Origin of the sequence: Catenovulum maritimum (genome assembly GCF_001050375.1) — a bacterium.
In the GTDB taxonomy this organism is placed as follows: Bacteria; Pseudomonadota; Gammaproteobacteria; order Enterobacterales; family Alteromonadaceae; genus Catenovulum; species Catenovulum maritimum.
The window spans coordinates 95221-110326 of sequence record NZ_KQ130486.1; the positions used below are offsets into that span (position 1 = coordinate 95221).

15 protein-coding genes are annotated in these 15106 nt (G+C 37.5%); 7 read left to right on the forward strand and 8 right to left on the reverse strand.

The genetic code is table 11. The annotated features are described in order from the left end of the window. Positions 1-72: 72 nt before the first annotated feature. The gene (locus XM47_RS06975; RefSeq protein WP_048691094.1) at positions 73-918 is read left to right on the forward strand and encodes an HDOD domain-containing protein; all 846 of its coding nucleotides are present in this window, start codon (positions 73-75) and stop codon (positions 916-918) included. A 58-nt stretch (positions 919-976) separates the two neighbouring features. On the opposite strand, the gene XM47_RS06980 is transcribed toward XM47_RS06975, so the two are convergent. The 4 genes from XM47_RS06980 to XM47_RS06995 form a co-directional block, all read right to left on the reverse strand. Then, positions 977-2854: a DUF5060 domain-containing protein gene (locus XM47_RS06980; protein WP_078061858.1), complete on the reverse strand. Its 1878-nt coding sequence runs from the start codon at positions 2852-2854 to the stop codon at positions 977-979. Between the two features lie 477 nt (positions 2855-3331). Further along, complete coding sequence (locus tag XM47_RS06985) at positions 3332-3721, reverse strand: TFIIB-type zinc ribbon-containing protein (RefSeq protein ID WP_048691096.1); 390 nt, start codon at positions 3719-3721, stop codon at positions 3332-3334. Positions 3722-3788: 67 nt separating this feature from the next. Beyond that, positions 3789-4202: a protein YgfX gene (locus XM47_RS19505; RefSeq protein ID WP_412731120.1), complete on the reverse strand. Its 414-nt coding sequence runs from the start codon at positions 4200-4202 to the stop codon at positions 3789-3791. An 8-nt stretch (positions 4203-4210) separates the two neighbouring features. Next, positions 4211-4459, reverse strand: coding sequence for an FAD assembly factor SdhE (locus XM47_RS06995; protein ID WP_048691099.1), 249 nt, complete (start codon positions 4457-4459; stop codon positions 4211-4213). 106 nt (positions 4460-4565) lie between these two features. Between XM47_RS06995 and ygfZ the strand changes: the two genes are divergently transcribed. Together ygfZ and slyD are read left to right on the forward strand one after the other, a co-directional pair. Further along, a complete protein-coding gene (gene ygfZ, locus XM47_RS07000) occupies positions 4566-5474 on the forward strand; it encodes a CAF17-like 4Fe-4S cluster assembly/insertion protein YgfZ (RefSeq protein ID WP_048691100.1) in 909 nt (302 codons plus the stop codon). Positions 5475-5482: 8 nt separating this feature from the next. Next, on the forward strand, positions 5483-6010 hold the full coding sequence (gene slyD, locus XM47_RS07005) for a peptidylprolyl isomerase (RefSeq protein WP_048691102.1): 528 nt from the start codon (positions 5483-5485) through the stop codon (positions 6008-6010). Positions 6011-6113: 103 nt separating this feature from the next. On the opposite strand, the gene XM47_RS07010 is transcribed toward slyD, so the two are convergent. Continuing rightward, entirely contained in the window at positions 6114-6845 is a 732-nt protein-coding gene (locus tag XM47_RS07010) for an SDR family oxidoreductase (RefSeq protein WP_053084522.1), read from the reverse strand. 114 nt (positions 6846-6959) lie between these two features. Here XM47_RS07010 and XM47_RS07015 point away from each other — a divergent pair, with 114 nt between their 5' ends. The 3 genes from XM47_RS07015 to XM47_RS07025 are packed head-to-tail and all read left to right on the forward strand — an operon-like array spanning position 6960 to position 9282. Then, positions 6960-7562, forward strand: a complete 603-nt coding sequence (locus tag XM47_RS07015; RefSeq protein ID WP_048691104.1) for an XTP/dITP diphosphatase — start codon at positions 6960-6962, stop codon at positions 7560-7562. A 2-nt stretch (positions 7563-7564) separates the two neighbouring features. After that, on the forward strand, positions 7565-8701 hold the full coding sequence (gene hemW / locus XM47_RS07020) for a radical SAM family heme chaperone HemW (protein WP_048691106.1): 1137 nt from the start codon (positions 7565-7567) through the stop codon (positions 8699-8701). Between the two features lie 20 nt (positions 8702-8721). Beyond that, the gene (locus XM47_RS07025) at positions 8722-9282 is read left to right on the forward strand and encodes a hypothetical protein (RefSeq protein ID WP_048691107.1); all 561 of its coding nucleotides are present in this window, start codon (positions 8722-8724) and stop codon (positions 9280-9282) included. 169 nt (positions 9283-9451) lie between these two features. Here XM47_RS07025 and XM47_RS07030 read toward each other — a convergent pair whose 3' ends face one another. The 3 genes from XM47_RS07030 to XM47_RS07040 all read right to left on the reverse strand — a co-directional run bounded on the left by XM47_RS07030 (position 9452) and on the right by XM47_RS07040 (position 12161). Beyond that, positions 9452-9805: a hypothetical protein gene (locus tag XM47_RS07030; protein ID WP_048691109.1), complete on the reverse strand. Its 354-nt coding sequence runs from the start codon at positions 9803-9805 to the stop codon at positions 9452-9454. A gap of 71 nt (positions 9806-9876) precedes the next feature. Beyond that, the gene (locus tag XM47_RS07035) at positions 9877-10419 is read right to left on the reverse strand and encodes an Lcl C-terminal domain-containing protein (protein WP_048691110.1); all 543 of its coding nucleotides are present in this window, start codon (positions 10417-10419) and stop codon (positions 9877-9879) included. Positions 10420-10421: 2 nt separating this feature from the next. Continuing rightward, positions 10422-12161 carry an Lcl C-terminal domain-containing protein gene (locus XM47_RS07040; RefSeq protein ID WP_245623439.1) on the reverse strand — a complete coding sequence of 580 codons (1740 nt, stop codon included), beginning with the start codon at positions 12159-12161 and terminating at the stop codon, positions 10422-10424. A 300-nt stretch (positions 12162-12461) separates the two neighbouring features. Here XM47_RS07040 and XM47_RS07045 point away from each other — a divergent pair, with 300 nt between their 5' ends. Next, on the forward strand, positions 12462-14966 hold the full coding sequence (locus XM47_RS07045; protein WP_077066503.1) for a GGDEF/EAL domain-containing response regulator: 2505 nt from the start codon (positions 12462-12464) through the stop codon (positions 14964-14966). Positions 14967-15106: the final 140 nt, after the last annotated feature.

A 15106-nucleotide genomic window follows, 5' to 3' on the forward strand; every position in this document is an offset into this window, starting at 1 on the left:
ACACGCTATTTATGTGTCACTTTGTTTTTCAATCTGCTATAAATTTAGCAAACCAATAAGAAAAGCCAATGTATGTTCACATTAGATAAAGCAACTTTAGAGACAATTCAAAAAACATTTCATGTACCGACTAAGCCTGAATTGCTTCAAGAGCTAGAAGCCCTCAATAGTCAGGTAAGCCCAGATATAGTGAAGGCGGCAAATTTAATTCAAACGGATGTTGGCTTAGCCGGAATAATCCTTCAAACCATAAATTCGCCTATTTTTGGTTTGAATAGACAAGTAGCCGACATAAAGCAAGCTGTCATCGCCTTGGGTTTCAAGACGGTATATTCAATAACTGTCACAAGTCTAATTCAGCAAAGTTTCTCTAAGCCTGCTTCAATTTCATTGGAGCGCTTTTGGGATGAGTCATTGTTGATTGCCCAATTCTGTAAACACATTGCAGCCTCTCTCAATTCATCATTAGAAACCGACACTATGTATTGCCTTGGTTTAATCCATAACTTGGGCATAGCAGCAATGGCAATAGAATATTCGGATTATAAAGAAACATTAGCGTTAGCAAATGATCCATCAAGCCACCAATTCACTGCAGTTGAGCGAATCAAGCATGGTAATGACCATGCTGAAGTTGGGTATGTCATTTGTGAACAGTGGCAACTACCCTCGAATATTTGCCAGATAGTCGCTCAACACCATAATAAAGATTTTTTGTTCGATCCAGCGCCATTTGAACAAAAAGAAATGTACGCCATTTTAAGATTAGCAACCAATTTATACACGCATATTAAGCATCAGCATTACGAAGGCGATTGGCCAAATATAAGAGACGAGTTATTAGAGGTGCTAGAGTTAGGCCCTAAGCAAGTAGATACTCTCGAAATAGAACTTGCTGAAATTGCTCAAAAAATATAACTCAAAGCAATAAAAATCTAGCTGCGAGCTAAATTAGCCTGCAGCTAGAATATCAGTATTAAATCTTTTTAATTAGTACCACCCAATCTTTATCTTGAGAACTAGGTGCTTGACCAATCAAGTGCGCATTCCGCTTAGTCACCTTATGTTTCCAAAAAGCCGTTATTTTTTCAACGCTACCATCTTGTAGATCTCCTCCATTTCGAGGGTCAAACCACTTAACTTGGAATTCACCGCTAAAATGCTTAAAGTCAATTTTGGCTGTGTCCGTAACGGATTTTAAATAAATGATATAAAATTCACCTAATTGCGCCAAAACATAACCATCTGCTCCATATAGTCTCTCATCTGCATTTTTAGCTTTGTGGTAAGGCACATCTATTAAATCGAAAAATTCAATTGAGTATCGAGCCATATCCCAAAACTTATCCCTTGAGCGATAATCCTGAGCAGTTAAATCTGAGTGCGGGTTAGCATATCCAAAATACCATTCTGTGCCCCACGCACCGGCGGTTAATGCTCCCCACAAACCATTCATTCTGGCATCATTGTGTTCTGGATTCATATTATCTGGCATGAGGGCGTGCTGAGCATCTCCTGGTTCATCTACAGCAATTGCCCACGGACCGTTTACAACAGGCCAATCTCGCAAACGAACAACTTCATCATGTACGGTATGGAAGTCTCTATGATGAGTTTGCACAGAAGCCCCCGTATAATGGCTATCAGCGCCGGTTAAATCCTTATAGTCAATTCCATTATGAATCACGACATGGTGATTATATGGGTCGTGTTCTTTAAAATATCTAGCCATAGCGATTCGCTCATTCGTCCCTTGTGGCATAGATGGGTGGTTGTTAATCCACTCACCATTTTCTTCTCCTAGATTCCAATTAAGCGCGAGGTGATGACCAAAGCGGGCAATGAGCTCTCTGTAATATAACTTACGTTGTACTCCCGTACCGCCGCCATCTAATAACCCCTGATTTTCCATTTCTTGCGTTTTAAAATGTAAAAATAAACCCAATTTTTGTGCATGCTCAAAAACAATTTCCCATTGAGCTAATTTAGAAACATCAAACCTGTCATAGGTGTCGTAGTCAACATAGGGGAATACATTTTGGTCATCGCCAATAATATTCAAGGTTAAAAATGAAACCGCGTTCAAGCCTTTATGATGAAGGTAATTTAATGCACCTATAATGGCCTTACCTTTACCCTGTTGCCATGTTGGATCTTGCTTATTCCAATCTTTGAGATGCGCTTCCCAAGTTTTTACGAGATGATCTTTATGACCATCATTATGAAATGTGCCATCGAAATCAGCATAGGCCAAAAAATTTTCAGGCGCATCTGGACCCGCTTTAATAAAATACTTTTTTGTTTCAGCAAAACGCAAATAAGGCTGTTTAATATATTCTAAGCGGCCTGCCGCACGGAAATCAGGCAAAGATTTATTGGTTTCTGATATTTTAAAGATGCCTTTTTTATTATCCATAAAGCCAGCAGAAACCCCAGAATCTGGTTTATCAGAAATAGCTACCCAACGATTTTTTCTAAAACTAGCATGCCATTGCCACTGCCCTGTTTGATTGGGCGTAAAATGAACTCTCCATTTATTACCCGCAGTTGCAGAAGTATTTTCAGCATTTCCATCTGCAGCAAAGTAGCCCGGAACCAAAAAACTATCGCCACTTTCAGTATGAATGAATTCAACATTCAACCTATAATTAAGAAAAGGATTATTTTTGTCCGCTTCACTCGTTTCTGGGCCATCGAATGTTAAAGTGAGTTTGTGCCACTTGCGTTGCTCACCGGATAACTCAGCGCTAGAGTAAACATCAGCATAAACAGCACCACCCCATGTACACCCGAGCAAAAATAGACTAGCAATAGTGCTTAATAACCTGTGCCCTTTTATCCATCTCGTTTTCATTTTTATTCCCCAATCGTTAAACTAAGCAATGAATACATTAACTTACTTAAAATATGTTAACAAAAAGTATACCTGCGAAGTTTTGTATACCCTAGTTACAAAACGTAAATAAAAGTTAACTCAGTTTATCTATACACATGAATACGACTAATGTCCGCTTGCTGGTTGCATAATTAAACCAACAAGCATCAGCTCAGTTAATTGTTGATATTGCGCTAGGGGCTGATCTTTATTTACAGTTTTTGCTAAGGCAAAAGCTGAAGTAGAAATAACGAGAGTCCTAAATAATTAAGCAAGCTAGCTTAAAATTTACGGTAAGAGGAATTGAGTGGTTAAACATTAAGTGAAATACAATTAATCAAAAACCTAAATTAATGCTGGTTTTGATGGCAAGTGAAACGATAAAAAATCATGCAACCTAAGTAACCCTAGTTTAGGTTAAGTTCTATAACCCCTATCTCAAGTTGCATATCACTATTAGCTGAGCTTTAAATTTGTCTTTATGGTTGCCATAAACTGGTTAAACCGTTCAGCTAACGTATGTTCATCAAAATCTTTAAGCTCTCCTGCATCAAAAAATGTACCATGACATGAAGGGCAATATTCATATTGAATATGAAACTGATCTTTATCTATCATCACTGTCATAGGTATTTGGCACTTCGGGCAATCAATCTCTGTTTTTTGATTAAATTTAGCACCTTTCTCTGCATCACCTATATCTAAGGCATCTGCACCGCCAATTGCTTTTAACTGATCTTTTTCAGCAAAGTCAAACCAAAAACCTTGGCAGCCAGAGCATCTATCGACTTCTATTCCCTGATATGTAATAGCGTTAAAGCTCTGATGACATTTTGGACAATCCATAAAAACTCCTTTATTTTTGAATCTATACCGCAAATCTAAATTGATTAATGACGCCTACCAAGCTTATTTAAAGCCTTTTTAGCACTCGCCTTAATCGAGCTTGCTCCGTGGTTGTTAAACTATCAGGAGCCAGCAATAAAAACCTATATTTGTGCGACTGTAAAGGCAAGTTAGAACGCACAAAAGACAATAAAAAATAACTACGCCAATAAAAACAGGGATTTTTAAATTCGTAACTCTCTTGCTCAATTATTATTGTGAAATTGTCCGTAATAATAAATTGTTTTGGCAATTTAATGCTCTGTTTAGAAACAGATAAGAAAATGACCAAAGTGGTGAGCATAAACAAAAGCAAAGCGAGCCAAATAAGTTCGCTGCCTTGCATAATAAATCCATAAGCTATAACGAATCCCATCAGACACTGAAAGCTAAAAAATAACTTTAACCAAAGGTCACTCGGCTTAGGTTCAAAACGATACACTGTCGTCGTTAAACTAATGCGCCGTTTAGTTTATGGATTTTTTTGATCAACTGAGTTAAAGCTTCATTTGGGCATTCTTCATGGCCCATAAACCAAGCAAATAGCACAGGATCATCACCATCCAACAGTACTTGAAATAAGTCTTTTTCAGCTTGCGGTAAATCCGCATAGTGGTTTTCAACAAATGGCATCAATATAACATCGAGCTCAAGCATGCCTCTTCGACATGCCCATTTTATTCTTGATATGTTTTCCATTAATTTCTCAATTTAATTTATTGTCAAAATTATAAATATGATTATAGGTTTCAATTCAGCAAATTTGCTACAATCTCGCCATCGATTGAATTACCTAACAAATAACATGACACATTCTATACAAGCTCAACTAGTAAAACTAGAAAATTGGCAAGCAATTAGTGTTTCAGGTGATGACACCAACAAATATTTAAACAGCCAAGTCACTTGCGATCTCGCTAGCTTAGCAGACACTCAAGCAAGCTTTGGCTGTCATTGTGACGCAAAAGGCAAGTTATGGTCACAGTTTTATTTAATCCCGACGAACGGTGAAACTTTATTGTTCCAACACAAAACAACTTTAGCGAAATCAGCAACAGAGCTAAGCAAGTTTGGTGTCTTCTCAAAAGTAAATATTAAAGCAGAATCGGAAAATTACGAATTTTATGCAGTGATAGGCGATATTTCTAATTTAGTTGAAACAGAATTAAATCAAACTAAAGCATTAGAAACAGGCTTTTTATGTAAACTGTCTGATGGCTTACAGCTTTATGTAAAATCGAAAGCTGAGCAAATTGAACCTATACTAACGAATTTAAATTCTGCTGACGAAAGTTTATTTACTCAACAATTAAGCTTAAAAGTTTTACCTTTTATAACTGAACAGCACATTTCAGAGTTCGTCCCTCAAATGCTTAATTCTCATGCGATTGGTGGCATCAGCTTCAAAAAAGGCTGCTACATGGGCCAAGAAACGGTCGCAAGAATGCGCTATTTAGGTAAAAATAAAAGAGCTTGCTTTGCATTTACGGCAGAAGCATCAAGTCAAATAGAGATTGGTAATACGATAGAAGTAGAAACCGATTCAAGCTGGCGAAGAGTCGGCCAAATTATTCAAGTAACGACACATGATAACAGCGCTGCTGGGTTAGCTGTACTTGCATCTGATATAGAGATTGGAGCGAAATACAGAGTTAAAGAATCTCCAGATACTTGTGTTATTATTCAAGCATTACCTTATTCACTGGATTATTAGGAAACAAAATGAATATAGAAAAAGATAGCGTCATCACAATGCACTACATAGTAAAAAATAGTCACGGTGAAGAAATCGACAGCTCGAGAGACGGCGAGCCGATGACATTTTTACACGGTCAAGGCTTTTTAATCAGTGGCTTAGAGAATGAATTAACAGGTAAAACTGTTGGTGATAAATTTGAGTGTAAAATTGAAGCTGCTGACGCTTATGGTGTTTACCATGACGAATTAGTACAAGCTTTACCTATTAGCGTTTTCGATGCAATTGAAGAAATTCATGAAGGCATGCAATTAAGAGCTAGCACAGATCAAGGTGAACAATCTGTAATCATCACTGAGATCACAGATGAAACCGTAACTGTAGACGGCAACCACCCGCTAGCAGGCGTCGATTTAGAGTTTAATGTTGAAATTATTGCTGTCAGAGCGGCAACTGAAGAAGAATTAGCTCACGGTCATGTCCATGCTGAAGGCGGTTGTGGCAGCCATCATCACCACGAAGATGATTGCTGTGATGGCGATCATAAACACTAATTGAGTGCTTATGGTCTAATTAACTTGAGCACTGGCTAGTTAACGAGCTAGTCAGCTAGCTCGTTAATTTTGTCCTAATACGTTACAAGGACCATTATCTCCCCTACCAAGCAATTTTATTGCCATCCCAATTAAGCAAAGCCCCAGAATCTTCCAAGCTTAATAAATTAAATACCCTGTCTATCCGCTCAGCAGTCAAAGTACCTGCATATAATTTATCCGGCTTAATATTTTGTTGAAAAGGTAAACTCAATTTAGTATCTGTGGTGCCTGGGTGTAGACTCGCTACTGCATGTAATGGAAATTTTCTCTGCCATTCTATCGCAAGGTTTTTTAGCCACATATTAAGAGCCGCTTTACTCATCCTATAACTATGCCAGCCGCCTAAGTGATTATCTGAAATACTGCTAACTCGAGCAGACAAGCAAATAAATTTAGCAGGCTTGTGCTTGTTTAATACTAGATTTAAAACCTGACTTAAATGAATTTGGACTAATAAATTAGCCTGCAAGTTACACATAAAATTATCTATTGAAAATTGAGTTAAACTTTTTTCAGGTTTAATTAAATTATCATGTAAAAAGCCACTACAACAAATCGTCCAATCGGGAGACACTTGATTGTCTTTTAAAAGCTGTACCAAGATATTTTTTTGGTCTGGTTGAGATAAATCACACTTTAAAACAAGATCTTGAGATCTGACGTCATAAGATATCGGAGCTCGAGAAACTAGTACAAATAGACAATCTGGGTAGCGATCTCGCCAATAAAGGTACAAAGAAGCAGCTATATCGCTGCCGGCTGAGCTAATTAATATACAATCGAGTGGTTTCATCTGGTATCAACTTATCTTTTTAGACTTTACGTTTGAAACACGGATCTAGATCGACTAACGGATTAAGACACAGTAAACTAAGCAGTTATTAAGTTCAGTAAACAGAAGTAGCAAATGACAAGACAAATTGTGTTAGCAACAGGTAACAAAGGTAAGGTAAAAGAGCTCAATCAAATGCTAAAAAACTTTGAATACGAAGTAAAAGCACAAAGTGAGTTTAACGTTCCTGATGTAGCAGAAACAGGTTTAACTTTTGTTGAAAATGCACTAATAAAAGCAAGAAATGCATCAAAACATACAGGCTTGCCTGCAATAGCTGACGACTCAGGTATTGAAGTAGAATGTTTAAACGGCAAACCTGGCATATATTCAGCTCGTTACGCAGGTGAGAATGCGACAGATAAGCAAAACTTAGAAAAGCTATTATCTAACTTAGAAGGCGAAGAAAACCGCACAGCAAGATTCCAATGCGTTTTAGTTTATTTACAACATGAAAACGATCCAACACCAATTATATGCCAAGGCACTTGGACAGGTTCAATCACACACCAGCCCTCAGGTGAAAATGGCTTCGGCTACGATCCTATTTTTTGGTTAGAAGAGCAAGAATGCACTTCAGCCGATCTTCCAGCCGAGTTAAAGAATAAATTAAGCCACAGAGGCCAAGCCTTAGTCAAATTGATGCAGCAGTTCCAAAGCCAAAAAGTAAGAGTTTAACAATGGTATTGCCACCATTAAGCTTATATATACACATTCCATGGTGTATTGAAAAATGTCCTTACTGCGACTTCAACTCACATTCAATTAAATCAAATATACCTGAATCAGAGTACATCAGCTGTTTATTAGATGATTTATCCCAAGATGCTCACTTGGCACAAAATAGAGAAATTGAAACTATTTTCTTTGGTGGCGGTACGCCAAGTGTTTTCAGTGCCGAAGGGATTAAAACCATCATTGATGGGGTAAAACACAGGCTCAAATTAAGTGAAAATTGCGAAATTACACTAGAAGCAAATCCAGGTACGTTCGAAATAGATAAATTCACGGGTTTTAAATCGGCTGGCGTAAACCGCTTCTCTATAGGTGTTCAGAGCCTGCAAAACGAAAAGTTAACTAGCCTAGGTCGAGTTCACCAAGCCGATGAAGCAATAAAAGCAGCTAAAGTAGCGAGCGCACTCAAGTTAAACTCGTTTAATTTAGACTTAATGCATGGCTTACCGGACCAAAGCATAGAAGATGCACTGAGCGATTTATCCCAAGCAATTGCGCTTTCCCCACCTCATTTATCTTGGTATCAATTAACCATAGAAGAAAACACTTTATTTGCTTCTAAACCTCCAACCTTGCCTCAAGATACAACTCTATGGTCTATTCAAGAGCAAGGACAAAAATTACTATCTGAGCATGGCTACGAGCAATACGAAATTAGTGGCTATGCCAAAAAAGGTCATCAATGCCAGCACAATTTAAACTACTGGCGCTTTGGTGATTACTTAGCAATTGGCTGTGGTGCACATGGTAAAATTACTTTAGCCGATGAGGACAAAATAATTCGCTATGAAAAAATTAAACATCCAAAAGGTTATTTAGATTTAACTCAAAATTACACTTACAAACAACACCAAGTCAGCCAAGACGATTTACCATTCGAATTTTTTATGAATCGATTCCGCCTAATGGAAGCTTGTCCAATCAACGAGTTCGAGCAATATACAGGTTTAAGCATTAGCACAATTGAGCCAGCTATAACCAGAGCAAAACAGCTAGGTTTTATAGAAGAAAGTGTGAACAACTGGCAAGTTACAGCAAAAGGTCATTTATACTTAAATGATTTACTTGAACTGTTTGTTTAGCGATATAGGAGCAAATTAAATTGATTAGTCGATTGATATTAGCGTGTTTTTGTCTGATAGCTTTAAACGCATGTAAAAATACCCCTGAAGAAAACAAAGCTGAGGTATTTTTAAAACAAGAAGTAAAACTGAAACTGTCAGATTATTTAATGACCTATGCTCTTCACCAAGAATTTGATAAATTGCTGGGCTACTACGCTCAAGACGCACAGCTGATTAATGTCATTAAAGGAGATAAGGCTAAAGGTATTAAGCAAATAAAAAATTACTTTAATTGGGAAGATAAAAAGCTAACCTACCAGCGCTCGGAAAGTGCATTTGTTGTCGAAAATATTTGGATAGATGGCTTAAATGCAACTGTAGTTGGATATTTAATGCCATTTGAATATGATGGGGTCGATTTAGGACCTTGGAAAACTGTGATGTTATTCGAGTTTGACCAAGAATTGAAAATCATCAAACAAACGGATTATATTAACTACACACCTAAAGCTATGTTTAATAATAGTCCTAACTCTAACTTGGATATAAAAGTACCAAGCTATCTAATCAAAAGCTCAGCGATAATAAATGCTAACTAACCTGACCTAGAGGTCAGAAGTTAACTAAGAGTCAGGCAATAAAGCATTAACTTGTAATTCGACTAATCTGAGAATAAGGTGAAACTGTGTTGAGAGAGCTACTTGCTTGGGGATGTATTTAACTCGACGGAAAATAATTTAGTATTTAATACCAATCAATGAGGACGAATTAATCGTCCTCTGGAAAGTCTTCTTTTTCATCCATTCGATTAGATTTACTTGAGCTATGAGCCCAAAAAAGTTGCAGGCCAAGTAATAAAACGAGTCCCAGCAAGATAATTGCAAAATAACTATTCGAGCCTTCTTCAACACTAGATAAAAAGTATGAAAGGCCGACTGGCAACAAAACGACTAAACCTAGAGTAAGCCAAAATCCAAATGAGGATTCGACTATAGGTTGTCCGTTTTGATTTTTCTTTTCGCTCATTGTGAGATCCTGCTCAGTATTGAGAGGTTGAGCTATACCGACATCCTCTTGTATGGTGCCAACGTTGACTTGCCCAAACCAATTTACGTGCTTCATAATAATACCGTTACTATACCGAAAATATTGAATAAAAGAAAAGTTAGTCGACTAATTTATTGAATTAGCATCTAATTAGTGACTTTTCTCACCAAACGAAACAAAGTATTTGTGCCTTTTGGTCTTTGGCTGTTTGTGCCTTCCTTAAACTGTACTCCCCAAACCATATTCACTTTTTCTAAATTAAACACTGGCGTGCTTGTCCAATAGGTTTGATTCTTAGTACTCGCAAATAAATTAATATTTGTCGCAGGCTCGGCACACTGCCTTTCAATTAACCCCATTAACTCTTTTACATTGGGTAAACGCCAATCAGAATGACTCGCATATTGAGATTCAGCAGCAAACTTAACCGCATCAATCCATACCGCACTTTTTGCAGTCCCAGTACAAGTCATGCTGTTACTCGACCATACCTCACCATAATTACAACGAGACCACATTAAGCCAGTTAAACCATCTGTCACTACACCGTTAACATCATCTAAAATATAATTAGATTCTGTTATTGAAGGCGCAATTGAATCCGTACAAAACGCTAAAGCATTCTGATTCATCAATGTTGAAATTAAGCTAAAAGAAACCGCAAGCTTATAATTTTTAAACTTTTTCATTTTTACCTCACCAGTAAAATGGCGCCAGCCAATAACTTACTATGTGCATGTTCATCACCTGTTGATAAATTTACCGCCCAAGCGTTTGGTGTTTCTGGACTTTCACTATCGTTTACGCCAAATAAGCTAGATTCACTGGTCCAATATGGCGTGCTTGCTTTGGCATGATTAGACCAAATTTGAAAGTTATTCGCCCCCAACGCCAATTTATCGTCATCGTTCGCATAGTTTAAAATTGATACAAGCTCATTCACTGTTGGCAAACGCCAATCATTGCCGCCGCACATTCCAACAGAGTTTATATACTCTATGTAGGATGCTGTACTGCAAGCGGTTAGAGAAGTATCCGTAAAGCATGCCGCACTATTAGAAGTTTGACTTCCGGAGAACCCACCATTAAATTCAGATTCGTCAAACCAACTAAAAGTATGAGTATGCGCTCTAATACCACTTGTGGTTTTTATTTCCCAAATTAATCCGGTGACATTATCTCGTACGCAAGTTGGAGTACTGGTAAAATCTTCCTCACCATTTTGATTTAACAAGGTAAAATCAAAGCCTAGCTCCCCGCCCCCTTCTTTCGCCAATTCGGCATTTAATGCTGCAGAATCTCGTCCAATTTCGGCATCTTGTCTAGGTAAATTAGTCTGACCACAGTTGACTAAATTGCTGGTTTCATTAGCACAATTAGTTATACCTGTATCATTCATGCCATCAAAAATACCGATAGGTAATACAGTCACACTAACGAAATCATTATAAGAAATGCCACTGACTACATCCGTCGCCGTAAATTTCAATTCAAACAAAGTCTTGGAATCAACTGAAGGTGCGTTAAACTGCAGCGCCAGGCTGTCTGTTACATCTAAATCCAGCCTAGTTTCCGAATCAGACTGCAGCCAAGCATATTCAATATTATCACTGCGAGACACCTCTCCAATTAAATTCACTAACTGCCCGGTATAAACTGTTTGAGCATCGCCAGCATCGATTGTCAGTGAAGTTAAGCTCGCAGGTAAAATATCAATAAATAACGGGCTCGATGTCACTGTTTTGCCATTCATGTCAGTAACAGATAAAGTAAAAGTTAAACTCGCCGTTTTATCGGATTTATTAATAAATTGGTTTTCTCCCACTATATATAATGCGGGGAAACTTACCTCTGCGGTATCAAATTGAGTTAAAACACCATTACTCGGAATCCCATCAACTGCGGCATTAGGCGTAACATAAATAATAGCACTAGCAACGTTCTGGCCATCTTGAGCATCTATCCACTCGGATTGAAAACTAAAGCCTTTACCTGAATGCACAACTTGATCTTTGTCATCTATTTCAAAACTAATAATTTCAGGGTTAGTATTAGGCGCGAACACCTCAACTAGCATACTCGTTGAAGCCTGCTTCCCATCACTATCAATCACAATTAAGGTCAGTGTAATATTAGTATCAGTAATCACTGATTCCGGAATGCTAAGTTGCACCGTTTCAGTTGTTGTGTCTGATAATTCCTCTTGGAACAAAGCCGGTTGAGCTGACCAAATATAAGTATAAGTATCATCTTCTCCACGAACAGAGCTAACAATGTCAATTTGTTCAGTTCCGACAGGTATCCGAATATTTTGTCCTAATTTACCTGTGCTGCCGATGGCTACTTTTAGCTCTACATCTTCAGATGTCTCACTCTCTGAACTCAATGAACCAGAGCAAGCGGCAAGATTTAGTAAACATAACAGACCCACTGCAGACAAAAATTGCCGCAGATTCAAAATATGAAAAAAATTAAAACTAAAATACATAGTGAATACCGTCAATAAATTAACACTCGGATAAAAAACCAAGGTCTATAGACTTAACTCAGCAAATATCATTCCAACTAAATAATAAAACTATCGACTATACTCATTAAATTAAACTCAAAAAACTTGTACCTAGATTAATGATATAAGTTAAAAATTTTGCTAGTCTCAAATTATGATTAAAATCGCACAACACAATCTCCAACAAATAAACAAGTAATGGCTTTACTAGGTAAAAAATAAATGAGTCGTTTAATCAAACTTTTATTAGTAAACAGCCATGCTGAACATAGAGAAAGCATAGCCAAATTAGTCTTGGAAACTGAAGTATTTCAATTGGTTGAAGTACAAACAGGTGAACAAGCTATTAATGTGTTACGCGAACAAAGAATAGAATGCATCATTACCGATATAGATATTGACGGATTTGATGGTTGGCGGCTTGCGAGAATGGTTAGAGCTGGTATTTTTCAGTGTGATGCCCAAGTGCCTATTATTATCATTGCTTCTACTTGGTGTGAACATATAGCAGAAACCACTGCCAGAGAATTTACCGTCAACCGACTACTCTCCTTTGAAGAAAAACATAAATTACCCTCAATTTTAGCTGACGCCCTTTCTTCCAAAATAGAGCACTCAAGCAAAGTACCATTACTTGTCATAGAAGATAATGAAGAAATCCAAGAAATTGTTAGCCGCATTCTAGGTAATAGATTTGAAATAGAACTCGCAAGCAATGGAGAAGACGGTTTTAAACTCTGGCTAGAAAAAAGACATCAAATTGTTTTACTCGATGTTATGCTGCCGGGTATTTCAGGTGAAGAAGTACTCACAAAGATATTGAACGAAAGTGCTTCACAAGCCGTCATCATAATGACAGCCCACGGCACTATGGAAATGGCAGAAAAGCTGATTATTCAAGGCGCTGCAGATTTCATCACTAAACCTTTTAGAGCAGAACCACTGCGCAGGGTTTGTGAGATTGCTTCACGTCGCGAAGACTTTATGATCAGCAATAAACAATTTGCAGATAAAGTAAAAAGTCTGAGAGAAAAAGAGCTCGAATACAAAAAAATCTCTGAAGCACACCAACAGTTATTAGACAGCATGACAACGGCTGTTTTAGAACTCAATGAGCTTGGCAAGATTCACTTTTACAATAAAGCCTGGGCTGAGCTAACTGGCTATACCGAATCAGAAATAGAAAATAAAGACTTTCTGCACTTTATCTGCCCAGAATTTGAACAAGAGCATAATTTAGTTGAAGATACGATTAAGGATTTATTCAATAACACGATTTCTCAGTGCACGTTAGAATTTAAAATTAAACATAAAAAAAACCTAGATATATGGATGGAAGCTAGGCTAAGTGCCGCAAAGCAAAATGATGGCTCGACCTTTATCACTTTAACGTTAGACGATATCACCAAACGAAAAACGATTGAAACTAAGCTTGAACACTTAGCACTTCACGACACCTTAACTAACTTACACAATCGCTACTACTTTGATACAGAGCTAAGCCGCCTAACCCATTTATCAAATAGAGGTGAAGGTCCTCACGCTTTACTCTACATAGACTTAGATCACTTTAAAATTATTAATGATTCTCAAGGTCATCACCAAGGTGACATTGTTTTAAAAGAAGTATCCAAAACCATTAAATCTAGATTACGGAAGTCTGATCTGCTTTGCCGTATTGGCGGAGATGAATTTGCTGTTTTAGTCACTTTCACCAGTTTAACTCAAGCCAAAGAACTAGCTGACGAGATTTGCGAGGTCGTAAAACTAGGTCACTATCAATTTGACGGTCAAGTATATAAATTAAGCTGTAGTATAGGTGTAACTAGCATTAACGGCGAAGCTGAGAGCGCTCATGAATACCTAAAACAATCCGATATCGCATTATATGTCGCTAAACACAAAGGCCGCGATCTGGTTCATATATATTCAGATACAGATAAAGACAGTGAAAAGCTTCGCGACACTATAGAGTGGATACATGAACTGCAACAAGCTATAGCCAATGATAATATAGTGCTGCATTTTCAACCTGTGATGAAAATAAAAGATTATAGTTTTGCTTACTTTGAAGCACTCGTTAGGCTCAATATCAATGGTGAATTAGTTTACCCAAACAGCTTTATTCCGGCATTAGAAAGAGCTGAAGATATAAAACTACTAGATCATCAAGTAGTTGCTAAATCAATCAGTATGCTCGCTGAATACCCAGATCTAAAAAGAATAGCAATAAACCTATCTGCCCATGCTTTTAGTGACGAAAAGCTGAGCCCTTTAATCTCGCAAAAAATCCAGCAATACCAAGTTGATCCTAAGCGAATTATTTTTGAGCTAACCGAAAGTGCCAGTTTAACCAACCTTTCCGCAACTATGCGTATGATAAAAGAATTGAATCAACTGGGTTGTGGCTTTTCAATCGATGATTTTGGCACTGGCTTTAGTACTTTTAGTTACTTAAAACAATTACCCGCTAAAAGCGTAAAAATTGATGGCTCTTTCGTTCAAGATATGAAGAGCGACCCAATCGATGTCGCTTTAGTTAGAGCGATTAAAGACATAGCCCAATCACTTGGCAAAGTATCTGTCGCTGAATTTGTGGAAGATAGAGAAACATTGGAGATGTTAGCAGAAATAGGCGTCGACTATGCTCAAGGTTATTACATAGCTAAACCTCAGCCAATAGAAACAGCATTAAAGCTAAAATGTTTACCTAAGCCTAAAACATAGCGCCAAATCGATATAAATTGAGAGTATCAGAGCCATCAAAGACAGTTCAATTCTAGGCCTGTCAACACAAAGTGTAGGCTCCCAAGGTAAACGTTGTTCTAGAGCTAAATCAATATAAATTGCGAGTATCAGAGCCATCA